Source organism: Hymenobacter aquaticus, assembly GCF_004765605.1.
GTDB lineage: Bacteria > Bacteroidota > Bacteroidia > Cytophagales > Hymenobacteraceae > Hymenobacter > Hymenobacter aquaticus.
Genome location: NZ_SRLC01000003.1, coordinates 211,860 through 234,938 on the forward strand (window position 1 = coordinate 211,860; position 23,079 = coordinate 234,938).

At 56.9% G+C, this 23,079-nt stretch carries 21 protein-coding genes; 4 read left to right on the forward strand and 17 right to left on the reverse strand.

Features of this window, described 5'->3' with window-relative positions; genetic code table 11:
• Position 1 precedes the first annotated feature (1 nt).
• The 6 genes from atpH to E5K00_RS20735 all read right to left on the reverse strand — a co-directional run bounded on the left by atpH (position 2) and on the right by E5K00_RS20735 (position 3,341).
• Positions 2-565, reverse strand: coding sequence for an ATP synthase F1 subunit delta (gene atpH / locus E5K00_RS20710; protein WP_135465221.1), 564 nt, complete (start codon positions 563-565; stop codon positions 2-4).
• Between the two features lie 83 nt (positions 566-648).
• Positions 649-1,143 carry a F0F1 ATP synthase subunit B gene (locus E5K00_RS20715; protein ID WP_135465222.1) on the reverse strand — a complete coding sequence of 165 codons (495 nt, stop codon included), beginning with the start codon at positions 1,141-1,143 and terminating at the stop codon, positions 649-651.
• Between the two features lie 141 nt (positions 1,144-1,284).
• Positions 1,285-1,542, reverse strand: a complete 258-nt coding sequence (gene atpE, locus E5K00_RS20720) for an ATP synthase F0 subunit C (RefSeq protein ID WP_100338570.1) — start codon at positions 1,540-1,542, stop codon at positions 1,285-1,287.
• Positions 1,543-1,594: 52 nt separating this feature from the next.
• Positions 1,595-2,671 (reverse strand): F0F1 ATP synthase subunit A, encoded by a 1,077-nt coding sequence (atpB, locus tag E5K00_RS20725; protein WP_135465223.1) that lies wholly within the window; start codon positions 2,669-2,671, stop codon positions 1,595-1,597.
• Positions 2,672-2,704: 33 nt separating this feature from the next.
• Positions 2,705-3,088 (reverse strand): hypothetical protein, encoded by a 384-nt coding sequence (locus E5K00_RS20730; protein WP_167856978.1) that lies wholly within the window; start codon positions 3,086-3,088, stop codon positions 2,705-2,707.
• Positions 3,089-3,119: 31 nt separating this feature from the next.
• Positions 3,120-3,341 (reverse strand): AtpZ/AtpI family protein, encoded by a 222-nt coding sequence (locus tag E5K00_RS20735; protein WP_167856979.1) that lies wholly within the window; start codon positions 3,339-3,341, stop codon positions 3,120-3,122.
• Between the two features lie 238 nt (positions 3,342-3,579).
• On the opposite strand from E5K00_RS20735, the gene porW reads away from it, so the two are divergent.
• The 3 genes from porW to uvrC all read left to right on the forward strand — a co-directional run bounded on the left by porW (position 3,580) and on the right by uvrC (position 10,980).
• Complete coding sequence (porW, locus tag E5K00_RS20740) at positions 3,580-6,588, forward strand: type IX secretion system periplasmic lipoprotein PorW/SprE (RefSeq protein ID WP_135465226.1); 3,009 nt, start codon at positions 3,580-3,582, stop codon at positions 6,586-6,588.
• Between the two features lie 90 nt (positions 6,589-6,678).
• A complete protein-coding gene (locus E5K00_RS20745; protein ID WP_135465227.1) occupies positions 6,679-9,009 on the forward strand; it encodes a penicillin-binding protein 1A in 2,331 nt (776 codons plus the stop codon).
• A 153-nt stretch (positions 9,010-9,162) separates the two neighbouring features.
• Positions 9,163-10,980: an excinuclease ABC subunit UvrC gene (gene uvrC, locus E5K00_RS20750; RefSeq protein ID WP_135465228.1), complete on the forward strand. Its 1,818-nt coding sequence runs from the start codon at positions 9,163-9,165 to the stop codon at positions 10,978-10,980.
• 73 nt (positions 10,981-11,053) lie between these two features.
• On the opposite strand, the gene porN is transcribed toward uvrC, so the two are convergent.
• The 10 genes from porN to lipB all read right to left on the reverse strand — a co-directional run bounded on the left by porN (position 11,054) and on the right by lipB (position 21,324).
• Positions 11,054-11,944 carry a type IX secretion system ring subunit PorN/GldN gene (porN, locus tag E5K00_RS20755; RefSeq protein ID WP_135465229.1) on the reverse strand — a complete coding sequence of 297 codons (891 nt, stop codon included), beginning with the start codon at positions 11,942-11,944 and terminating at the stop codon, positions 11,054-11,056.
• Between the two features lie 47 nt (positions 11,945-11,991).
• Positions 11,992-13,572, reverse strand: a complete 1,581-nt coding sequence (porM, locus tag E5K00_RS20760) for a type IX secretion system motor protein PorM/GldM (RefSeq protein WP_135465230.1) — start codon at positions 13,570-13,572, stop codon at positions 11,992-11,994.
• A gap of 55 nt (positions 13,573-13,627) precedes the next feature.
• On the reverse strand, positions 13,628-14,398 hold the full coding sequence (gene porL / locus E5K00_RS20765; RefSeq protein WP_245328379.1) for a type IX secretion system motor protein PorL/GldL: 771 nt from the start codon (positions 14,396-14,398) through the stop codon (positions 13,628-13,630).
• 110 nt (positions 14,399-14,508) lie between these two features.
• Positions 14,509-15,513 carry a T9SS ring complex lipoprotein PorK/GldK gene (gene porK, locus E5K00_RS20770; protein WP_135396255.1) on the reverse strand — a complete coding sequence of 335 codons (1,005 nt, stop codon included), beginning with the start codon at positions 15,511-15,513 and terminating at the stop codon, positions 14,509-14,511.
• A 237-nt stretch (positions 15,514-15,750) separates the two neighbouring features.
• A complete protein-coding gene (locus E5K00_RS20775) occupies positions 15,751-16,743 on the reverse strand; it encodes a PorP/SprF family type IX secretion system membrane protein (protein ID WP_135465232.1) in 993 nt (330 codons plus the stop codon).
• Between the two features lie 141 nt (positions 16,744-16,884).
• Entirely contained in the window at positions 16,885-17,715 is an 831-nt protein-coding gene (locus tag E5K00_RS20780; RefSeq protein ID WP_135465233.1) for a uroporphyrinogen-III synthase, read from the reverse strand.
• Positions 17,716-17,788: 73 nt separating this feature from the next.
• Positions 17,789-18,973 (reverse strand): DUF4271 domain-containing protein, encoded by a 1,185-nt coding sequence (locus tag E5K00_RS20785; RefSeq protein WP_135465234.1) that lies wholly within the window; start codon positions 18,971-18,973, stop codon positions 17,789-17,791.
• 13 nt (positions 18,974-18,986) lie between these two features.
• Positions 18,987-19,988 (reverse strand): MraY family glycosyltransferase, encoded by a 1,002-nt coding sequence (locus E5K00_RS20790; RefSeq protein ID WP_245328380.1) that lies wholly within the window; start codon positions 19,986-19,988, stop codon positions 18,987-18,989.
• Positions 19,989-20,125: 137 nt separating this feature from the next.
• A complete protein-coding gene (locus tag E5K00_RS20795) occupies positions 20,126-20,542 on the reverse strand; it encodes a hypothetical protein (protein ID WP_135465236.1) in 417 nt (138 codons plus the stop codon).
• A gap of 2 nt (positions 20,543-20,544) precedes the next feature.
• A complete protein-coding gene (lipB, locus tag E5K00_RS20800; protein WP_135465237.1) occupies positions 20,545-21,324 on the reverse strand; it encodes a lipoyl(octanoyl) transferase LipB in 780 nt (259 codons plus the stop codon).
• A gap of 240 nt (positions 21,325-21,564) precedes the next feature.
• Here lipB and E5K00_RS20805 point away from each other — a divergent pair, with 240 nt between their 5' ends.
• Complete coding sequence (locus E5K00_RS20805; protein ID WP_135465238.1) at positions 21,565-21,924, forward strand: YraN family protein; 360 nt, start codon at positions 21,565-21,567, stop codon at positions 21,922-21,924.
• Between the two features lie 68 nt (positions 21,925-21,992).
• Here the strand turns inward: E5K00_RS20805 and E5K00_RS20810 are convergent, their stop codons facing one another.
• On the reverse strand, positions 21,993-22,916 hold the full coding sequence (locus E5K00_RS20810; protein WP_245328405.1) for a toxin-antitoxin system YwqK family antitoxin: 924 nt from the start codon (positions 22,914-22,916) through the stop codon (positions 21,993-21,995).
• Between the last annotated feature and the right edge of the window lie 163 nt (positions 22,917-23,079).

The window sequence follows — 23,079 nt, forward strand, 5'->3', positions numbered from 1 at the left end:
GTTAATTAATATGGTGTTGGTAGGGGTTCTCTTTAAAAGAATTGCGCAGCTTGCGCAAGCTGTTGCGCACCGACTCGTCGAGCTGACGGTCGCCGACGCGCAGGATGAAGCCACCGATCAGCGACTCATCAACCGATTCCTGGAGCGTAACGTTCTGCAGGCCCGACTGTTGGCGAACAATCGTATTGAGCTGCTCGCGCAGCTCGGGGGCCAGCGGGGCAGCCGTGGTAACCTGGGCTACCTGCATGCCGCGCAGCGCGTCGTATTGCGACTGAAACTCGGTGGCTACCCATTCCAGGGCACTTTCGCGCTTGTGCTGGGTCACGATGGAGAAAAACTTCTCCGTGATTTCCGACACTTTGCCGCCGAAAATAGCCCGCAGAATCGCCAGCTTCTTATCGGATTTCACGATGGGATTGCGCAGTAGCAGGCGCAGGTCACGGTTCTGCTCCAGCGCTTTGCGGAACAGGTCCATGTCGAGCTTTACTTGCTCCAGCGTTCCACGCTCCTCGGCCAAATCCAGCAAGGACTTGGCGTAGCGGGAGGCAACTCGTTGTTCAGACATTGTTATTAGTATTGAGTAGCTGGTAGTTGGTACCGAAACGCAAGGTGATGCACACCAGCCGAATTAGCACCGAGTACTCACTACTAATTCAACTTTACATCCTTCAGGTACGAGTCCACCAGTTGCTGCTGGGAGCTGGAATCAGTCAGCTCGCGGCGCAGGATGCGCTCAGCAATGTCGATGGAAAGCTTGGCGGCCGTGTTTTTCACCTCGGTCAGCGCAGCGTGTTTCTCGTTCTGGATGGCTTCGCGGGCCTGCATGATCATGCGGCTGCCTTCCTCGGTAGCTTTGTTCTTCGCCTGCTCGATGAGCTGGTTGGCCATTTGGGTGGCTTCCTGCATCATCTTGTCGCGCTCCATACGGGCTTCGGCGATGAGTTTTTCGTTACCGGCTTTGAGCTGCTGCATTTCCAGCTTGGCCTGGTCGGCCATGCGCAGGGCGCTTTCAATCGAATCCTCGCGCTCTTTGAGGGAGCCAAGAATGGGTTTCCAAGCAAATTTGGCCAGCAGGAACAGCACGATGAGGAAAATCACCAGCTGCCAGAAAATCAGACCAATATTGGGGGTTATCAATTCCATATACTCAGAGTAGAAAGTGGGAGTATCGAGGAGAAGAAAGGCGGCTTACGCGCCTTTCCAGCAACCCAAAAAAGCCAAGTCAGCCCGCCGCGCCGTGCGCCGAAGCGATGCGCAGCGGGCTGCTTAGCATTGCCCCTAGCTCTAGAGGTTGAACGAAATCAGCAAGCAAACTACTACTGCGAACAGACCCAGACCTTCGATCAGAGCCGCTACAATCAGCATAGCCGTTTGAATTTTGCCGGAAGCTTCTGGCTGGCGGCCGATGGCCTCCATGGCGCTACCGCCGATACGGCCGATACCCAGGCCTACGCCCAGAGCAACCAGGCCAGCACCGATACCGGCACCCATTACAGCCAGACCAACAGAATTCGCAACCTGCAACAACAGAGAAAGAAGCATAAAACAGAAATTAGAGAGAAGTGAAAAACGAAAAAATCAGGGTGAGGAAAACTTAGTGAGCAGCGCCCGCTACGTGGGCTTCATCGGCACCGTCGCCGCCGCCCATCTGGTAGTCGGCATCGTGGTGCTCTTCTACCGCGCCACCGATGTACATGGCGGTCAGCAGGGTGAAGATGTAGGCCTGCAGAATGGCAACCAGCAGCTCCAGGATGTTAATGAACAGGCCGAAGGCCAGGGTCACGGGGCTGATGAAGATGCTTTCGAAGATGAAGATCAGGCTGATGAAGCTCAGCACCACGATGTGACCGGCCGTGATGTTGGCAAACAGTCGAATCATCAGGGAGAAGGGCTTTACCACCACGCCGATGAGTTCCACTGGAATCATAATGATCAGCAGGGGCTTCGGTACGCCGGGCGTCGCGAAGATGTGGTGCCAGTAGTTGGAGTTGGAACTGGCCAGGGTGATAATCAGGGTCAGCAGGGCCAGGGTCATCGTCACGGCGATGTTGCCGGTGAGGTTGGCGGCACCGGGCATCAGGCCCAGCAGGTTGTTGAACCAGATAAAGAAGAAGATGGTCAGCAGGTAGGGCATGTAGCGCTCATACTTCGGACCGATGGACTTCTTGGCTACTTCGTCGCGGATGAAAACCACCAGGGGCTCGAAGAACGACTGAATGCCGCGGGGAGCACCGCCGTGGTTTTTGCGGTAGCCACGGGCGACGGCCGTAAACACGAGCAGCAGAATAGCGGCGCTCAGCAGCAGCGAGGCTACGTTTTTGGTAATCGAAAAATCGTATACCTTGCCGCCGTCTTCGGCTACGAGGTGCTCGTGCTCCAGCTTCAGGCCGTTGTAGGCTTCGCCGTGGGCCAGCTTCGAGGACGAGAAAACGCTCAGGCCTTTGGCGGGCTGGTAGGCAATAACGGGCAGCGGAATGGTGAGGTGCGTGCCGTGTTCTTCGTCGCCGAGGGTGGCGAAATGCCATTCGTGCGCGTCCCCGATGTGGTGCAGAATCATCTCCCCGGGGCTGAAGGCCTCCTTGTCGGTTGCTTCGGCCTGTGTTGCGGTGGGTTCGTTGGCAAACACGGGAAGCGAAAGAATGCAAAAGAGAGCTATCAGTAAACGCTTCATTCAAAGAGGGTTAGGGTGGTGCTCACAAAACCTTCACAATGGGCTTTCACCCGGTTTTGAAAACGGGCGCAAGTTACTCAGGATGCTCCAGATTTCAAACCCGGCAAACAAGAAATACAGGAGGAAGAAGCTCCCGAGGAACGTCCAGGTGCCGTGGCCCTCTTTGGCGCCCCCTTTATAGAGGTAGATCATCACCAGGGCTACCGACAAGAGCAGGCGCACGACCATGCCCCCGAAAAAGGCGACCATGAAGCCGTCGGGGTTGGCTTTGAGCAGCAGAGCCGTGAGCCAATAGGTAATGGCGGTGAGCACGGCGAAGAAGCCGAAGACGTAGTAGGCCAAGGGGTGAACCACGGCCGCACCGAACTGCAGGTGCAGGCCGTAGATAATGGCCCAGAGGACGACGCAGAAAATCAAAAAGTTGCGAAGAAAAAGCACTGTACGGTAATTAGTCGTTGCGGGAAAGGGAGCGGATAACCTGGTAGGTGGCGGCAATCAGGCCGAAGACCATCAGGCCGATGGTGTACCAGGGCTTGTCGTTGTGGACGTATTCGTCGAGCTTGACCCCGCCCCAGGCGCAGACTCCTATAATAGCCAGCATCTGAAAGCCCAGGCCGGAGTACTTGGCAAAGGCCCGCAGCCGGTCCGACTCGTTGGGATCTGGGGGCAAAGAAGGGGTAGCGGCCATGAGGGGAGCAGGTTTGGGGGTGCGAAAGTATTGATTTTCCGGGCACTGACAGCGCCTATGGTTGCCAGATACGCAGGCAAAGGGTGGCGGCTACGGAAAAACCGTAATTTTACCCAACCTGCTGCGTTGTAGGGAAGGAGCGCCATTTTGCTGAACGAACGAATCAGCTGGGAATGCGCGTTTCAATCTGCAATCCGTGGCCCCGACCCTACTCTCTGCTTTGACGAAGTATCCGCTTTTCCGCCTGCTTTCCGCTTCTGCTGCCCTGCTGCCCGTGCTGCTCGGCGTCGGGGCCTGCTCCTCGGAACGTAAGTCCGTGGTGGGCCATGCCTATGAGAACATCGTGGCCCGTGACAACGGCTTCTTTCTGGCCCGCGAAAAGCTGCGCGCGGTCGAGGAAACCCTGTACAAGGCCCGCCTGAACGACTACAACCGGGTGCTGCCGCTGTTCCCGACCCTGGACGACGCCACAGTCGGCCGCGTCACGGCCGACCTGGACGACATCATTAAGAAGGCGTCGATTCCGATTCAGCACCGCCCGGGTAGCGACTGGACCGACGACAGCTACCTGCTGATCGGCAAGGCGCGCTATTATAAAAAGGAGTACGAAGACGCGGGCAAGACCTTTAAGTACGTCAACACCACGGCCAAGGACCTCAACACCAAGCACGAGGCCCTGATCTGGCTGATGCGCACCTTCTTGGCGCTGAAGGAATACGAAAGCGCGGCGGCCGTATCCGACATTCTGGACAAGGAGACGGGCGCCGAGCAGAACGCCCGGGAGCTGTTTCTGACCCGGGCCGAGTACTTTTTGCTGACCGGCGACCAGCAGCAGGCCATTCTGAATCTGGAAAAGGCCATTCCGTATATCTCGCCCAAGAATGAACAGTCGCGCACGCGCTACATCCTGGCTCAGCTCTACCAGGCCAACGGGCAGGACAAGGAGGCCTACGCGCAGCTCAACAAGATTCTGAAGAAGAACCCGCCTTACGAGCTGGATTTCTTCTCGAAGCTGATGCTGGGCGAAGTCTCGGACCTGAACGCCACCGACCGGGCCCGGCTCGACAAGTACTTCGCCAAGCTGCTGAAGGACACCAAGAATAAGGAGTATACCGACAAGATATACTACGAAATGGCGCGCCTGGAGTACCGGCAGCAGCGCTACGAAGCCGCGCTGCCGCTGCTGCGTAAGGCGGCCCGGGCCAACAGCACCAACCGGGCCCAGAAAGCCTATACCTACTTGCTGGCCGGGCGCATCTACTACGAAAATCTGCAGAAATACCGCCTGGCCGCGGCCTACTACGACAGCACCGTGCAGAACCTGGCCCGGGAAGCACCGGAATACGCCGCGACGGCCGAGCGCAGTGAGGTGCTCAAGGAGTTTGCCAAGCAGATTACCACCATCGAAACCCAGGACAGCCTGCAAACCCTGGCCCGCCTGGACTCGGCGGCCCTGCGCACCCAGCTGCTGAGCTTTGCCAACGCGGAGCTGGCGGCCCGCAAAGCCGAGGCCGAGCGAAAGGCGGCCCAGCAGGAGCTGGCCGCGCGGCGCGAGCGGCAGGCCACCAACGGCAATGCCAGCGCCCTGCGCCCCGGCGACCCGGATATTGACCCGCTGGCCCTGGCCAATGGTGCCACGGGCGCCCTCTTTTACTTTGACAACCCGACGGCCTTGAGCACGGCCAAATCGGACTTTATCCGGAAGTGGGGCGACCGGCAGCTACAGGACAACTGGCGCATCAGCAGCCAGGCCTCTTCGTCGCCGACGACGGCCCAGGGCGGCAACGTGCCGGTGAGTATTGCCGGCTCGAGCAGCACGACGGTAAACCCGGCCTCGGGCGCGACGCTGCCCGCCGCCGTGGATCCGGCGGTGCAGGCCCAGCAGCTGGTGAAGCAATACCGGCAGAACTTACCCTTGACCGAAGCGCAGATGCAGGCTTCGCAGAAACTGGTGGAGGAAGCCCTGTTTGCCCTGGGCGGCATTTACAGCCAGCAGCTGAAGGAGCCGGCCCGGGCCGCCGAAACCTACGAGAAGCTGGTGGCCCGCTTTCCGCAGAGCAGCCACTCGCCCGAGGTATTTTACAGCCTCTACCTGATTTATAAGGAGCTGAACGACCCCAAAGCGGAAGCTTACGCCCAGCGGCTGCGCCAGGAGTTCCCGAACTCGTCGTATGCCCGCCTAGTGGCCGACCCGGAGTATCTGCGGCGGGCTTCCATTGCCAACGAGCAGGTAGCGGTTCAGCTCGATTCGGCGTTTGCCTTCTACAAAAAGCAGGAGTTCAAGAAGGCTACGGCCGTCCTGAACCGGGCGAAGAAGAAAAACCCGGTAAATGACCTGAACGACCGGGTGGACTACCTGAACATGCTCCTCATCATCCGGACTCAGCCGCCGGCAGCGGCAAAAGCGGCCGTGGAGAAGTTCCGCAAAGACTACCCGGAAAGCCCCCTGAGCTTGCAGGCCCGGGAGCTGCTCAGCAGCTATAAGCGCTACGAGGAAGGGCAGATTGCCGGGGCCCTGGCCTCCACCGATAAGCCATCCGTGTCGATGTTCCGGCCCGGGGAGGTAGATAACCGTCTGCGCATTTTCTACGGGGCCGACGAAACGCCCGCCAGCCTGCCGCTGCCCGCGCCTACGGTGCCGCAGCCCGTTGCACCGGCCACAGCAGCGCCCGTAACCACGCTGCCCACGCCACCGGCCAAAGCTCCCGCGAAGAAAGGCGCGCCGGCGGCCAAAACGCCAGCTAAGGCTCCAACCGAAACGCCCGCCCCCGTTACCCCGGCAGCTACTACCACTCCGGCTACTACCACTCCGGCTCCAACCAACCCGACGGCTCCGGCTTCCGAGCCGGTTAAGCCAGCCACGGCCTACGCTACCAACCTGGCGGCCGGCCACGCGGTGGTGCTGGCTTTCCCAAAAGGAGCAGCGCCGGTGCAAACCCTGCCCGCGCAGCTAGGTACCTACAATGGCCGCTTCTACCGGGCCAACAATCTGCAGGTGCAGCAGGTGGTGCTGGGCGACAATCTGGACTTGGTGGTGGTACAATCCTTGCCGGGCGCCAAAGTGGCGCAGAGCTACGCCCTGAAGCTGCGCGGCCCTCAGTCGCCGCTGAGCAAATTGCGCGGCGCGGGTTACCAAACCATCATTATTGGTATTGATAACCTGCCCCTGCTGCTGCAAAGCAAGGATGTGGAAGAGTATCAGCGCTTCTACGAGAAGATCTACAAATAATTTTGGGTGCGGCCCCCGGATTGAGAGGAACCCCACGTACGCGGGGTGATTTGCTTTCCGCCGCCGCATTCATCATTCAGAATTGCATACATGGCATACCCCGCCACCAAGCCTAAAGCGGCTCCCCGGAAACCCCAGCGCCCGGGCCGTTTCACCAACATTACCCGGACCCTGTGGCTGCTGTTTGGCGGCGGCGTGCTGGGCCTGATTCTTTACATCCTGGCCGTCAGCATCAACTTCCTGAACCTGTTTGGGCGCATGCCCAACCTGAAGACGCTGGAAAACCCGAAAAGTGAGCTGGCCTCGGAAATCTACTCGGCCGACGGGGTGCTGATGGGCAAATACTTCCGCGAAAACCGCACGCCGGTCGACTACGAAGATTTGCCCCAAAACCTGATTGATGCCCTCATTGCCACCGAAGACGTGCGTTTCGAAGGCCATTCCGGCATCGACTTCAAAGGTCTGTTCGCCATTCCTTACTACGTGGCCACGGGCCGGAGCCGCGGTTCCAGCACGCTCACCCAGCAGCTGGCCAAGGTGCTGTTCCGCACCCGCGACGACCTGAACGACGGCACGCTCAACGACGTGCCCGGGCTGCGGATGCTCATCATTAAAACCAAGGAGTGGATTATGGCCGTGCGGCTCGAGCGGAGCTACACCAAGCGCGAAATCATGCGCATGTACCTTAATACCAACGATTTTGGCTCCAACGCCTTTGGTATTAACGTAGCCGCCAAGACCTTCTTCAACAAGAAGCCCAAAGACCTGAACCTGGAAGAGTCGGCGCTGCTGGTGGGCGTGCTCAATGCGCCTTCGCGCTACAGCCCGGTGCAGAACCCTGAGCGCGCCAAAACCCGCCGCAACTGGGTGCTCTACCAGATGCGGAAGTACAACTACATCACCCCCGAGGAACACGCCAAAGCCGCCGCCAGAGACATTGTGCTGCACTACAGCGTGGAAAACTCCAACAAAGGCATTGCCCCGTATTTCCGCACCGAAGTCAGCAAGTCGCTGCTGCAGTGGGCCAAGGAAACCGACCACGACCTCTACGCCGACGGCCTGAAGATCTACACCACCATCGACTCGCGCATGCAGAAATACGCCGAGTCGGCGGTGGCCGAGCACATGAAGCAGCAGCAGAAGCTGTTTGATGCCCACTGGAAAGGCCAGCTGCCCTGGCGTGACGAGAACGGCAAGATCATTCCTAACTTCCTGCAAACCTCCATCAAGCGTACCGAGCGGTACCGGTCGTTGTCGAACCGCTTCGAGGGCAATAAGGACTCCATCAACTACTACCTGAAGAAGAAGTACAAGATGATGGTTTTCACCTGGAAGGGGGAAAAGGAAGTGCTGATGTCGCCCCTGGATTCGCTGGCCTACTACAAGCGCTACCTGCACGCCGGCTTTATGGCCATGAACCCGCTCAACGGCCAGATCAAGGCCTGGGTGGGCGGCACCAACTTCAAGTACTTCAAGTATGACCACGTGAAGCAGGGCAAGCGTCAGCCCGGCTCCACGTTTAAGCCCATCGTCTACACGGCCGCCATCGACCAGGGCTACTCGCCCTGCTACCAGCGCCCCGACGTGGCTACGACCTTCCCCGCCGTGGCGGGCCGCGCGCCCTACACGCCCAAAAACTTCGAGGGCGGCTTCTCGGGCCGCACTTTTACCATCCGGCAGGCCCTGGCCCGCTCGATGAACTCGATTACGGCGTGGCTGGTGCAGAAGCTGGGCCCCGAAACGGTGGTTTCCTACGCCAAGCGCCTCGGCATCACCTCCCCTATCGAAGCGGTGCCGGCCGTGGGCTTCGGCTCCAGCGACGTGAGCATCTACGAGCTCAGCGGCGCCTACAGCACCTTCGTCAACAAAGGCGTCTGGACGGCTCCGATGATGGTGACGCGCATCGAAGACAAGAACGGCAACGTGTTGCGCGAGTTCGTGCCCCAGACCCGGGAGGCGCTCAGCGAAGAAACGGCTTACCTGATGACCTATATGCTCCAGGCCTCGACCACGGAGCAGGGCGGCACGTCCGTTATTCTGAAAACCGGCTTCAAGTTTCCCTACGAAATCGGGGCCAAGACCGGCACCACCAGCAACTACTCCGACGCCTGGTTTATGGGCATCACTCCCGACCTGGTGTGCGGCATGTGGGTGGGCGGCGAAGACCGTAGCATCCACTTCCGGTCGGGCTCTTATGGTCAGGGGGCCCGGGCGGCGCTGCCCATCTACGGCCTGTTTATGCGCAAAGTCTACGCCGACAAGAGCATCGGCGTCAGCACCAGCCCCTTCCCCAAGCCGGCTCAGCCGCTGTCCATCGAAATCGACTGCAGCCGCTACTACGGCGGCCAGCGCGACACGATTCCCTACGAGCAGAAGCTCAACCAGACTGATCTGCAGGACATCGACGACGAGGATATTTAAGCCGCAGGTTACTGTAGCCGAACGAAAAGTGGCAGGTGAGTTTCGCCTGCCACTTTTTGTTTCTTCGTAGCCCGCACAGGGCGGCCCGCCGAATTATCCTAACCTCCAGCTTGTTTTCAGAGTTAAACATACCTCCGCACACGCCTATTCCTTATGGCAGCCAAAGACCACCTGCAAGAGCAAATTCGGCATCTGCCCCACCGGCCGGGCATCTATAAGTTCTTCGATGATGAAGGCATCATCTACGTGGGCAAGGCCATTGACATCCGCAAGCGGGTCAGCAGCTACTTCAACAAGCAGGACCACAACAAGAAGACTCAGCAGCTGGTGCGCAACATCAAGCGCATCGAGTTTACCATCGTGGATAGTGAGTCCGACGCGTTTCTGCTGGAAAACAACCTTATCAAGCAGAACCAGCCCAAGTACAACATCCTGCTCAAGGACGGCAAAACCTATCCGTACCTGTGCCTGACCAACGAACGGTTTCCGCGCCTGCTGCCCACGCGCAAGAAAATCAACGACGGCTCGCGCTATTACGGCCCCTACGCCAACCTGACGGCCATGAACATTCTGCTGGAGCTGATCCGGGCCCTGTATCCGCTCCGCACCTGCACCTACAACCTGTCGCCCGAAAACGTGGCGGCCGGCAAGTTCAAAGTGTGTTTGGAGTATCATCTGGGCAATTGCAAGGGCCCGTGCGAAGGACTGGTGGATGAGGATGCGTACAACCAGAACATCCAGCAGATTCGCAATATTCTCAGCGGCAACCTGAGCGTGCCGAAGGCTTACTTCCGCGAGAAAATGATGGCCGCCGCCCAGGATCAGCAGTTCGAGCTGGCCCACTCCTTCAAGCAGAAGCTCGACCGGCTCGACGAGTTCCAGGCCAAGTCGACGGTGGTAAATGCCTCGCTGTCCAACATCGACGTGTTCAGTATTGCGGCCAACGAGAAAAATGCCTTTATCAACTACCTCAAAGTGATGAACGGCTCCATCATTCTGACCCAATCGGTGGAAGTAGTGAAGAAACTCGACGAAACCGACGCCGAGATTCTGGCCCCGATGGTGATGCAGATGCGCGAGGAATTTGAAAGCCAGTCCAAGGAAATCCTGGTGAACGTCGCCCTGCCCGAGCTACCGATTCCCGGGGCCACCGTTACGGTGCCCCAGATTGGGGATAAGCGTAAACTGCTGGAGCTGTCCATCAAGAACGTCATGTACCTGCGCAAGGAGAAGGAAAGCATGAATGACCGCTCCAAAGACCTCAACGAGGTTCGCATTATGGAGACGATTAAGAAGGATTTGCGCCTGACCGAGCTGCCCAAGCACATCGAGTGCTTCGACAACTCCAACTTCCAGGGCGACAATCCGGTGGCCGCTATGGTATGTTTCCGCAACGCGAAGCCCAGCAAGAAAGACTACCGCCACTACCACATCAAAACGGTAGTAGGCCCCAACGACTTCGACTCCATGTACGAAGTCGTGACGCGCCGCTACCGCCGGCTGGTAGATGAAGGCGCCTCCTTACCCCAGCTCGTCATCGTCGACGGAGGCAAAGGCCAGCTCAGTATGGCCGTCAAAGCCCTAAAGGACCTCAACCTCTGGGGGCAGATTCCGGTCATCGGCATTGCCAAACGTCTCGAGGAAATCTACGTCCCCAACGACCCGTTGCCCCTGTACATCGACAAAAAGAGCGAGTCCCTGCGGCTTTTTCAGCGTATGCGCGACGAAGTACACCGCTTTGGCATCACCTTCCACCGCAGCCGCCGCGACGCCGCCACGCTCAAAACGGAGCTAACCGACGTCAAAGGTTTGGGCCCTGTCACAGCGGATAAGCTACTGACTAAGTTCAAGTCCGTAAAGAAGATCAAGGAACTGACGGAAGCTCAACTCATCGAAGAAGTAGGCAAAGCGAAAGCCCGTATTCTGCTGGCGTACTTTGAGGCGCAGGAGCAGAACCAGGAAAGTCAGTAGAGTCGTTACAATTCAAAACAACAAAAAGGCCCCGCTTCTCAGCGGGGCCTTTTTGTTGTTTGTCTGGCGCTTGTTAGAAGCTCCAGAGGTTGTATTCGTATTCGATCAGGTCGGAAGCAGCCTGCTGAGCAGCCAACACCCCTTGCTGAGGACCACCGTACACTTCGTCGAGGCGAGAGTCGTTGGGGTTCGAAACCTTCACGATGTAGGAGTTAAACAGCCACAGCTCAAAAGCATCAGCCAAGTTCTTGTGCTGGGCGTCGTTCTGCGAGTTAAACCAGATAGCCTTATCAGGGTTAGCGCGGAATACCCGAACCAAGTCGCTGTACTTAAACGTGCCAATCGGAGTTTCAATGCCCGACACGTTTGAGCTCAGCGTGGAAGGAACCAGCAGCGTAACGGTTTTGATATCGTGATACATCCGTGACCGTTTCTTGTCAAAGATCATATCCTCCTTCAATTCCATCTGGTACAAGTCCTTGTAACGGTACTCGTAGCTCGGGGGCGCAGCAGGAGCCTTGGGCTTAGCAGCCGTTGTCTTACCCTTCTTGCCTTTAGGCTTGGGAGTTCCCCAGTCGTCGTCGGAGGTTTGTTCGCTGAAACCAGCGGCTTTTTCCTCTTCGCTCAGACCGGCACTGGCCTCTACGTACGACATCCGACCGGAAACCTCCGTGGGGGTAAACGTAGACGTCAGAGAGTCATTCCGGTATGCCTGAAGTTCACCGCGCTTGACGGCTTCCAGGATTACCCGGCTGATTTCTTTGCCTTCCGAGAACATGGGCTTGTTCTGCTTTTCGCGAAGGTCAACCGCACGCCAGATCGTTTTCCGGAACATGATGTCCGAATTGGGAATCGGGCGATACGAGCCGTTGCTGCTGGCGGTCGTAGCTTGTTCCTGAGCCGATGCTGAGACCGACAGCGTCAGGCTGGCCGCCAAAGCGGCGAAGGAAAGGAATTTGTTCATACCGTGGTAATCAAAAAAGCGCTGCAGTTAGTTCAGATGAATAACGCTTACAGCAACGGAATATTGAACTGCTTCGCTACGTTAACTTCTTCCTGCTGATCCTGGAAGTTCAAACGACGAACTTCTTTCACTTCGATGTAGAGACGGTCGCCTTCGCGGGCTGAGTTAACTACATCCGACAGGTTAGCCTCGGGGCCACTGATGGTACGCGTGGGCAGAGCAGGACGCTTGCCACGCACCAGCGTTACTTCATAACGCGTTACGCGGTAACGAGCGTCGTCGGGCAGGAAGGTGGCGAAACCAGCATCCGGCACAGCTTTCAGGCTCATGTTACGCACAGCAGTGATGGGCGTGCCTTGTTTCTCGTTAGCCTCACGGCCACCCACGATGCACTTAATCTCGGGCTTGGGAATCGGACGAACCTGGAAGGTCTGCGAACCAATAGCGTTGCCGCCGCTGCTCACGTTCAGGGTTACTTCGCGCGAGTTTGGCACCAGCGTTACATCACCGGTCTTAGCACCCGTGATTACCGAAGCACCCGAAGCCGAGAAACCTGGCTTGTACTGAGCACCCAGTGCGGGCACCTGTACGCTAAGCTTGTTGCCGCACTTGAAATACAGCGCCTGCACCGAAGCCGACTGGATCTGCATTACCGGCTTGGTAACGGTGTAAGGAACCGTCACTTTGAAGGTCGTGTCGCGGCCATTCTGCTTGAAGCGGATAGTACCGGTCCACTGGGCTTTGGCGTTGCCGGCAGCGTCAAACGAGCCAGGGCGAGCCGTGAACTCTACTTTGCCTTTGCCATCGGGACCAACTGCCAGCGGGCTGCCGTTCAGGGTCATCGAGGGCTTCAGGCCCGTAGCTGAAGCCGTCAGGAACAGTTCAGCTTTGTATTTGGTACCGGCTGCTACCGTGTTCGACTCAGCGCTGGCGAAAGCACCAACTTTGTCAAATACGATGATGTTACCACCAACCTTAGCCGATTGAGCAGCCAGAGCATCCGATTCGTATTTCAGAACTTCTGCTTCTTTCTGGGCTAACGTAGCCAGAGCCGCTACTACCGGAGTGTTTTCAAAGTTCAGCTCAGCAAAGTTCTTATTGCGCTGTTCTTTGTCCGTAACCATCGGATCATCCTTGGCATCGAGTGCCAGCGGAGGAATGCCCGGAACGTACTTCTGGATGTAAGAAGAGTAAGCATTCAGCTTGTTCTTCATCTCGTATGCCACGCCGTCCTTTTTGCCGCCAAGCATAGTGCTGGCAACTTTGTCTTCGGCGCTCATGTTTTTGAACTCGTTCTTGCCCTTGTTTTCAGTGGCTGCCAGGAGTTTTTCACGAACGCTGCCCAGGTAGGCTATCATTTCCTGAGTAGTCTTGCGAATTTCTTCGCTCTGTTTCAGAACTGCTAAGTCGGAAGCCTGATTACGGTTCTTCTCAACCTGTGCCTGAATACCCTTTACCGTTCCATCGTTCGACTTCGATACCTTGTTGTTAATAGCAGAAAGGCTATCGTCGAGGAACTTGAATTTGAGCAGTATTGCTGAGTTTACTTGAAGGGCCAGAAGAGCAGTCAGTACCAGGTACATCATGCCAATCATCTTCTGCCTTGGAGTTTCTTTTCCTCCCGCCATCGTGTCGTGCCTAATCTATATGTAGTGGACGGAAATTAGTATCGCTGCTACCAAATTAGCTGGTAGCGCGCATGGCGTTCAGCATGTTGCCGTACACCCGGTTCAACGAACCCAGGTTGCTGGTCAGCTGCGTTACTTCCTGCTTGAACTGGTCGGTTTCTTTGCCAGCCTCGGTCAGGTTCTCCATAGCTTGGCTCAACGTACCGTAGAACTTGTTCATGGACTTCAGGTGCGTGTTGGCATCCTGCAGCTCCATTTCGTACACTGCGTTCAGAGCGCCCAGGTTCTTGGTAACGTTCTGTACCTGCAGGTGGTACTCTTTAGCATCAGCCGTAGCGCTCGACATGGCCGTGATGGCCTCTACCGTGTTCGAGTAGGCACTGTTGATTTTCTCCAGCGACTGAGCCGCCGAGCGAACCTTAGTCGTGTACTCTTCGGTAGCGTTAGTAGCGTCGCCCAGCGAAGAAAGCTGCTGCGTGGTCGTCGACAGACGATTCAGGCCAGCGCCCAGCGAGGAAATGGCCTCGGGAGTTACGTTGGCATCTTTCAGCATGTCGTCCAATTTCTTGGTCAGACCCTTGCTGTTGTTATCCGAGGTAGAGAAGCTGTTGCTGTTCGTGGAAGGGTCGTAGCCTTCGCTCAATTCTGGATACACCAACGACCAGTCTGGCTCGTGCGAAGCGGGCTGAAATGCGCTCAGCAAGAAAATCAGTGCCTCAGTACCGAGACCCACGATAAGCATTTCGCTAGCGCCATCCCAGTGCTGAATTTTAAACAAAGCCCCGACGATTACGACTGCGGCCCCGATGCCGTACACCTTGGGCATAACCACGTCATACAGGAAACTACCGCCTTTTGCTGCCATTTGAATTTGAAATTGAAAAAATGTTGTGTGATGATGTAAACGCGTGGGGGAATGCTGGTATTGAGTTTTCGCTAGAGAGCTGAGCCAATCTGGATCATAGCCGTCCGGAAACCAATGTAAGAGCGAGCCGAATCTTGGTATTCGAAGTTGCGGGTACCGGTTTCGAGGAAGTAAGAAATGTCTTTCCAAGAGCCGCCACGCACCACTTTGCGGGGTTCGTTGTCGTCAGGGTTGGTGGGGTTCATATCCCATACCACCGGCACCGAAGCTTCCATGTAAGCATCATCGCACCATTCCGATACGTTGCCCGACATATCGTACAAGCCAAAGTCGTTCGGGAAGAAGGCACCTACTGGAGCGGTGTAAGCATATCCGTCGCTGGCGTAGTCGCCACGGCCGGGCTTGAAGTTCGCCAGCATGCAGCCTTTCGAGTTACGCAGGTAAGGACCACCCCAGGGATAAGTAGCGAGGTCACGACCACCACGAGCGGCATACTCCCACTCAGCTTCGGAAGGCAAGCGGAAGTTCGGCGTTGGAGCCAAGCCGGCTTCGGCATTAGCCGCGTTTTTGTTCTTCGTGCGCCAGTTGCAGAAATACTTGGCAGCAAACCAGTCAACACCCACTACTGGGTAGTCGTCGAAAGCTGGGTGCGTGTAGTAGTACTCCATCAGCGGGTCGCCCATGTGATACGTGAAGTCCCGTACCCACACCGTAGTATCGGGGTAGAGTTCGGTCATCACGTACTCTTCGCCGAGGACGTCAATCGAATCCTGCCGAATGGCATTCATGAACTGACGGTATTCGTTGTTGGTAATCTCGGTCTCATCCATGTAGAAGCCGGCGATAGTCACCTGCTTGTTCATGTTGACCATAGAGGCAGATATGTCCTGATCGGTCTGGCCCATGTGGAACGTGCCGCCGGGGCAGGGAACCATACCAAAGGGTACCTCCTGGGGATTGAACTCGGGGCGGTCCTCCGCTCCGACCAAATCGCCTTGCGGTCCTTTGCCGAAACCACAGCCTCCCAGAAACAGTGCCGAAAGGGCTACTAGGGGCAATACGAGAAACTTGTTCATGTTAAGGAAAAAAAGACTGTTCAGGCGGCGATACCCTAAGATTACAATTTAATGAGCCGGCAAATCTAGCGAATATTACGCTCGTTCGCAAGCCTGTCGCTCAATGCTTACCTTTTGTCTACGAACTGGTACGGATACCGGTTAAACGATGGTAAGCAGTGAGTTAGTGTAAATGCCCCTCTTAATTCATCGTGTAGGCATTCAGCCAGCCAACAATCCTTAGAAAAGCCCCTAAAACTAGAAGCTGTAGCGGGGAGTACGGATGGCTGGACGGGTGGCCAAGCCCGGTTTGGGCAGGCGGTAGGAGAGCATGATTTCGTGAGAGCTGAATGCACGCGCAGCTTGGTTAAATGCAATAAAGTCGAAAGCGTAACCGAAGCGCAAAGCATTATCCTTAGCAAAGCTCATGCCCAACATACCCGTTATCGACTCATCGTAACGGTAGCCAACTCCTCCCCAAAACTTGTCGTTGATCGTAGCCCGAACACCGCCTTCGTACGAGTTGTTCTGCAAGTTGAATTTATTGTTGTCGCCAAACTTTCCGGGCAACACCATCTTTACCAACACGGTAGGGGTGACTACAACGGATGAAGAAGCTTCAATATTGTAGCCGGCCGTCAGATAAGCGTGGTTTTCTCCGATGGCCTTCGCCCCCTTCGTTCCTCCGTCGCTTTTGAAGCGGTATTCAGCGCGCAACAGGTTGTTGGCGCTCAAGCCCGCGTACAGCTTGTCCGACTCGTACCACACGCCAACACCCGCGTCAAACTTCCGGTCGGAACCGTCCTGTGGGACGCTGCTGTCAGGCCGCAGGTCGGCGGCACGATACAGGCCTTTGCTCAAGTGGTTGAAGATACCCTGGACACCGAGGCCAAGCTTGCCTTCACCTACTTTGATGTGCTTGGAGTAGGAAAGCTGCACGTTTGTGATGCTGGCCTGGGCAATTTTATCCCGGAAGACACTCAGGCCAACACCCCCACCAACAGCTGCCACCGGCATTGAGGCGGTCAGGGCATAGGTCTGTGGCGACCCCCCATCATCAAACGAGCCGCCATACCCCAAATACTGGTAGCGGCCCAATGTCGTAATCTCGCCCTGGCCTTTAATGCCAGCATAAGCGGGGTTCAGATACATGCCATTGAAGGCATAATGGCTGAACTGAGGCTGCTGCTGCGCAAATGCAGTGGCGGAAACTGCTGAGGTCAGCAGCAAAGAAAGTAAAGTTCTCTTCATAGAACTGATTGATTAGTGGTCTGTTAGGGCTTGGGTGGGCCAACGTAGGGGTTTCCAAATGTATGGAAAAAACCAAGTACAACAAACCACCAAAAAAACAAGCGGAAGAGCTCATAGAAGCTCTTCCGCTTGTTTTACGCGCTATGCGTTCTGTTTGCCGCTTTTATTTTTCTCTTTTCCGACATCTGGCCCGTGGTGCAATCGGATGTAGGCTTCGATAGCCCCGGTCATGGACGGGGCATTTGGTTGCGGGGCTTCAATGTCTAGTTCGAGGCCGGCATCCAGCACGGCTTTGGCGGTAGTAGGGCCAAAAGCCGCGATGCGGGTGCCATTCTGCTCAAAATCGGGGAAGTTGATAAAGAGCGAACTGATACCGGAGGGACTAAAGAAGGCGATGCAATCGTACTTCACATCGGACAAATCCGACAGGTCGCTGGCGACGGTATGGTAGATGACGGCCTCCGTAAACTTGAAGCCGTTGGCCCGCATAAACTCCGGAATATCATCCTTGCGGATATCGGAGCAAGGGTACAAAAACTTTTCGCTTTTGTGCTTCTTGATAACGTCGAACAGGTCGACGGCGGTGCGCTGGCCGACGAATAGCTTGCGCTTGCGCAGCACAATGTACTTCTGCAGGTAGTTGGCGGTTTGCTCCGAGATGCAGAAATACTTCATCTCTGCCGGCATTTCCAACTTGGCTTCCTGGCAAATGCGGAAGAAGTGGTCTACCGCGTTACGGCTGGTAAAGATGACAGCCGTGTGCTCCGCAATGTTGATTTTCTCTTTGCGAAAATCCTTATACGAAACGGGGTCAACCTGGATAAACTCGCGAAAATCGACTTTGATGCCATACTTCTCAGCAATGGCAAAATATGGGGAGACGTCGTTTGCGGGCTTAGGCTGGGTAACCAGAATGCTGGAGATACGCTTGGCATGACGGCCCGTCCCCGGTTTGTCTGTGCTCTCGGCCATAAGGTAGAAAAAAGGTAAAGCTAGGGCAATAAGGCGGCGCTGGGAGTAATAGAAAGCTTCTGCTAAGGCCAGGCTAGTAAGTAAATACTATCAACTTGAGCAGAACGATCAAAGGAATCACTTCTGTGGCGCAAAGGTACGAAAACAAATGCAGATTTAGTAGGGAGGCCCGCCGATGCAGCGTGCGGGCAATCCGGATGACCGTACCAATCAACATCAAGGAAACCACTCCATTGGATACCCACAAGACAGTTTCGGGCAGCGTCTGGTTCAACCCCAGGTACAGGAGCATGACGCCCGGCAAGAAAAGGCCCATGAACAGGATGGTGCGCATAAACTCGCGGTACTGGACCATTACCAGCTGCGTGACGTCGAAAATATAGCCCATTACCTCCAAAAAAAGGTATTTACCCAGCACAAAGGCCACAATCAGGGCGGCGTAGAGCAGGACCCGCACAATGATGGCCGACTCGGGGACGTCGAACAGCCGGCGCAGGATAATGATGCTCTGAATATTGGTATGGATAGCGACCAGCAGCAGCGCAAAGGAAAGGGAGAAAACGGCAACCAGCAGCAGATTAAGCCACGTAACGGTGGGCTTCGTCAGGAAATCCTGGTCGTTGGACGTCTTGCTCCAAAGCCCCTCGAAATGATAGATACGGGCAAAGCCGGACTGGTAAGCCGAGCGAATACTACCGTAGAACAAACCAATCAGCAGCAGGAAGCACAAGAACACATTTTGCCCCTGGTGCCCCCTAGGTAACGGCATAGCGGCGGCCGCCGAGACCGGGCTTTCGTTGGTCTTGACGACTGGTACGGCATTGGTAAAAGAGGTCAGGTTTGGGGCTGTTTCGGGATGCCAGACGCAGAGCAGATGGGGCCCGGCAGCTGCGCCGTCGGGCAGCAACGTAGCCAGATCGAGGGTATAGGAAGCAGTGGTAGCCGCCGTAAAAACCAGCCGGTTGTCCAGAAACAGACTTAAGCCCTTGGGGGCAGCAAACTTGATGGTAAACGGCCGACTGGGGCGAATGGCAACCCATTGGTAATAGGCCAGCGCCGGCGCGTGATAGTCGGGCAGATAAAGCACCAGCCGGTTACGCCCGGCATCGTGGATCAGCCAGTCGGTAGATAACCCGCGCTTGGTCGTGGGGGGTAACGGGCGGTACTCGGCCGCGAAGGTACCGGGCACCTGCAACAGCCACAGAAAGCCCAGCAGCCACCCTAGACGCCGATAGATGCTTCGTTTGACCTGACCCACGGGAGTGATACCCTTACGAGGCGACGCGCTGCTGAGCGCTACGGCTCTGATACACGCCCAGGAAAACGCTGATCAGGACGGAAAAGGCGACCAATGCGCCAAGGAGCAGCGTATTGCCGAGGGCGGAGAAGTTGATGACGAAAAGGATAACCACCAGATTCAGCAGCCCCAGCAGCATCACGGTGCTGATCTGCTGGAAGCCCATAGCCAGAATGCGGTGGTGCACGTGATTTTTATCGGGCGAAAAGGGCGAGCGGCCGGCCATCATGCGCACGATGAACACGCGTAGCGTGTCGAAGAGGGGCACGAACAAGATGCCAACGGCTACGGCCGGGGAAGAAGCTCCAAACGGGTCACCGACCCGCAGGCCCATCTCAATAAACTGGATGGTCAGGATGGACACGATAAAGCCGCAGACCAAGGAGCCGGTGTCGCCCATGAAGATGCTGGCCCGGTGGAAGTTGTAGCGCAGGAAACCGAGCATGCCCCCAATCAGGCAGACCGATACGAAGACGTAGTTGCCGTAGCCGGTGCCACCGTAGCGGGCAAAGTAATAGCCGTAGGTGCTGGTGATAATCAGGACGATGGTGCCCGCCAGGCCATCCAGACCGTCAATCAGGTTGATGGCGTTGGTGATGCCCACGATGGCCAGGAAGGTGAAAGCGTAGCTGATGCCGATGGGCAGCTCGTGAATGCCCAAGATGCCCTGGAAGCTCGTGACGCGGATGTCGGCCATAATCATGACGACTCCGGTGGCCAGCAGTTGGCCCACAAATTTTTTGGAAACTGAAATGCTGACCAGGTCGTCTTTCAGCCCCACGAAGAACAACACGATGCAGCCAGCCAGCAGCTGCTGGATGCCGTTGCTGAGGTCGGCAAAGATGGTAAGCGCCGACATGAAGCCCGCAAAAACGGCAACGCCTCCGAGTCGGGGCGTGAGCGACTCATGCACGGTACGCACGTTGGGCGTATCCAGCATGTTTTTCAGGTGGGCAATATAGATAATAGACGGCACGGCAAAGAGCGCCACCAAAAATGCCCAGAGAAAGGACAATCCCAACTGAATTCCGAGTGCATTCATCACGTATCGGCTCAAAATTAAGCAAATAGCTCGGAAGTAGTATGCCGCCGAGCTGGTTTGCGACTAAGTGATTAGCTATGTAACACGCCTTGGCGGTCTAGCAGGGCAATGTGAATCAGGTTGGCATCGACAATCGAATCGGGGACGAAGATGAACTTCTTGTCGAAGATCTGCGTGCCGCGGTAGTAGCTGACCCAGTACTGATTGTTGAGGTGGAACAGGGCGGGGTCGATGGGCTCGATGGGCACGGCCGACTGGGGCGCCACTTCGAGCAGCACGTGCCGCAGGGTGGAAGTCCGGACACTTTCCCCGTCTTCCTGGATGCCGTAGCCGTTCGAGCTGACGATGACGTTGCTGAGCGGGTAGTCGTTGTGGTTGAGCAGATACACCTGCCACCCGGTGGCACTGTCGTCGGTGGCCGCCGCAGCATCGGGTACAATGGCAATGGAAACACCCTCCACCGGGTCGAAAGTAATGTCTTCTTTCATAGTTACGCGGTAATAAAGTCGGCCTCAAACAACGCTGCCAGGTGGCCCAGCAGGTACTGCTCGACTTCGGCCAGCGGCACCGCCCGGCCGAGCTCCTGTTGCAGGGAAGTCACGGCTTTGTCGGTGATGCCACAGGGCACGATATGGCCGAAATACGAAAGGTCGGCGTTGATGTTGAAGGCAAAGCCGTGCATCGTCACCCAGCGGCTGCATTTGACGCCCAGCGCGCAGATTTTGCGCGGGTTAGCGGCTCCTTCCTCGAAGTCGAGCCAGACGCCGGTGAGCCCGGCAATGCGGCCGGCAGCCAAGCCGTAATCGGCCAGGGTGTGGATAACGGCTTCTTCCAGCAGCCGCAGGTAGCGGTGAATGTCGGTGAAAAAGTTGTCGAGGTCCAGAATGGGGTAGCCCACCAGCTGGCCGGGGCCGTGGTAGGTGATGTCGCCGCCCCGGTTGATGCGGTGAAAGGTGGCTCCGTGCCGGGCCAGGCCTTCCTCATCGAGCAGCAGGTGCTCGGGCTTACCGCTTTTCCCCAGGGTGTAGACGTGCGGGTGCTGGCAGAGCAAGAGGTAGTTGGGCGTCGGCTCGGGGGCACGGCCTTCCTCGGCAGCCGGCCGGTTGCGGACTTTAATGGCCAGCGTAGCCGCCAGCAGCTCTTCCTGGTAAGCCCAGGTTTCCTCGTAGGCCGCCAACCCCAGGTTCTTGACCACAACCACCCGGTTGGGAGCAGCCACGGGAGCGGCACTGGCGGAAGGCGGCAAAGGCAGGGAGCTGGAAGACGACATAGCAAACGAGAGTAAAAGACCAGGCTCAATAACACCGCCCGCAGTAGCTATCCGGGCGGGCCAGCACGTTGCAGGCCATTGCCCGCGGCTACCCGAGTAGATAAACCCCGGCAGAGCACTGAAGTTGCGGACGAATGCTTACGGCTGCCCGCTTCGGGAGAAGTGAAATTACCACAGAAAGCCCGCAAAGGTACTAGATTTAGTCCCAACCCCAACCTGCTGACCTCTCCCCCACTGCCTATGGCCTCCGCCGCCCACGACCTCGGACACGCTGGTGAACAAGCTGCTGCCGCTTTTCTGACCGGCCTGGGCTACACCATCGTGGCGCGGGGCTACCGCTACCGCCGGGCCGAGGTCGACCTGATTGCGCAGCGGGGCCTGGAGCTGCTGGTGTTCGTGGAAGTGAAAACGCGCTCCTCCGCCCAGTTTGGGTTTCCCGAGGAGTTCGTGACGGAACGCAAGCGGCAGCTGTTCCGGCTGGCGGCCGAAAACTACCAGCTCGAAACCGACTGGCCCGGCGACATTCGGTTCGACATTCTGGCGCTAAGCCCCACCAGTACCGGCTTCCGCATCGAACATTTCGAGGATGCCTTTTACTAGACCCCAGCAAAAAGCCCAACCAATTCCGGCCGGGCTTTTTGCGTTACTCCTATATATATAGGTATATCTCAGTTCTTTTTCGCGCCGGGCCGGTCGGTCACGGCGTCGCGCTTGTCGAGGCCTTTCTCCTTGTCGTACACCAGCACGGCATTGCGGTTGTATTCTTTGACCAGCTCGGGCTCGGCAATTTCCGGGTCGTAGCCCGACTCGCCGTACAGGTATTCGTAGTGGCGGCGGTTGCGGAAGCCCCAGTACTTGGTCCAGGTGCCGACTTTCTTGCCGTTCTCGAATTGCCCGTCCCAGTCGCGCTGCCCGTTTTCGAGGTAGCGCACGTAGTCGCCCTCGATTTTGCCGGCCACGTAGGGAATTACCTCCTTGATTTTTTTCCGCTCGGCATCATAGTAGCTCACGGCCGCGTCGCGGGGGAAGCCCATTTCGTAGTGGGTCTTGTTGAGCAGCACGTTGTCCTTGTTGTACTTCTCCCAGCGCAGGTGGCGCGTACCTAGGGCGAAATAGCCGGTTTCCACTACTTTACCGCCCTGCATCTTCTTGTAGGGGCCGTGCAGCACCTTGTCGGTTGCCGGGTTCAGTTCGGTCGTGGCCTTGAAGATCTTGCGCTTCTTGGGATTGAAGTAGTACAGGGCCGGGGCGTACTCGCTGGGCTGCCGGAAGGCTTTGAGGTAGTAGAACACCTCGATTACCTGGTTGCGCCCCTTGGGCCCCGATTTGGTGAAGCTCTTTTTGATTTTCTCGCCCAGGAAGACATTCTTCTTTTTCTTGGGCTTGCGCTGGTCGGCCTTCTCCTTTTCCTTGGCGGCCCGCTCCTGCTCTTTGGTCATGGCCAGCCGCTTGGTTTCCAACGACGGGGCCTTGGTCGTGTCGCGGCTGTTGGTCAGCGAATCGGTGAGCAACACGGCCAAGCCCGGCTGCTCGGGCTTGCTGTTAAAGGATATCGTCTTTTTGCTGCAAGCCGCTACCAGCAGGAGCAGCACAACCAAAAGAGGCCAGAAGGAAAAGCGGAGTGGGCGCATCAACGAAGCGGACAGAATTCGTAGGGTCGAACGTAAATATAAAGGGATTTAGTGCCGGGCGGTGAGATGGTGAAGTAGTGAAATGGTGAGTTTATCGTTCTGGCAGCCCGCAAAACACAAAACG

Coding starts and splice junctions, on each gene's coding strand:
- atpH (WP_135465221.1), bottom strand. CDS start 565: ATGTCTGAACAACGAGTTGCCTCCCGCTACGCCAAGTCCTTGCTGGAT.
- E5K00_RS20715 (WP_135465222.1), bottom strand. CDS start 1,143: ATGGAATTGATAACCCCCAATATTGGTCTGATTTTCTGGCAGCTGGTG.
- atpE (WP_100338570.1), bottom strand. CDS start 1,542: ATGCTTCTTTCTCTGTTGTTGCAGGTTGCGAATTCTGTTGGTCTGGCT.
- atpB (WP_135465223.1), bottom strand. CDS start 2,671: ATGAAGCGTTTACTGATAGCTCTCTTTTGCATTCTTTCGCTTCCCGTG.
- E5K00_RS20745 (WP_135465227.1), top strand. CDS start 6,679: ATGGCATACCCCGCCACCAAGCCTAAAGCGGCTCCCCGGAAACCCCAG.
- uvrC (WP_135465228.1), top strand. CDS start 9,163: ATGGCAGCCAAAGACCACCTGCAAGAGCAAATTCGGCATCTGCCCCAC.
- porN (WP_135465229.1), bottom strand. CDS start 11,944: ATGAACAAATTCCTTTCCTTCGCCGCTTTGGCGGCCAGCCTGACGCTG.
- porM (WP_135465230.1), bottom strand. CDS start 13,572: ATGGCGGGAGGAAAAGAAACTCCAAGGCAGAAGATGATTGGCATGATG.
- porL (WP_245328379.1), bottom strand. CDS start 14,398: ATGCCCAAGGTGTACGGCATCGGGGCCGCAGTCGTAATCGTCGGGGCT.
- porK (WP_135396255.1), bottom strand. CDS start 15,513: ATGAACAAGTTTCTCGTATTGCCCCTAGTAGCCCTTTCGGCACTGTTT.
- E5K00_RS20775 (WP_135465232.1), bottom strand. CDS start 16,743: ATGAAGAGAACTTTACTTTCTTTGCTGCTGACCTCAGCAGTTTCCGCC.
- E5K00_RS20780 (WP_135465233.1), bottom strand. CDS start 17,715: ATGGCCGAGAGCACAGACAAACCGGGGACGGGCCGTCATGCCAAGCGT.
- E5K00_RS20795 (WP_135465236.1), bottom strand. CDS start 20,542: ATGAAAGAAGACATTACTTTCGACCCGGTGGAGGGTGTTTCCATTGCC.
- lipB (WP_135465237.1), bottom strand. CDS start 21,324: ATGTCGTCTTCCAGCTCCCTGCCTTTGCCGCCTTCCGCCAGTGCCGCT.
- E5K00_RS20805 (WP_135465238.1), top strand. CDS start 21,565: ATGGCCTCCGCCGCCCACGACCTCGGACACGCTGGTGAACAAGCTGCT.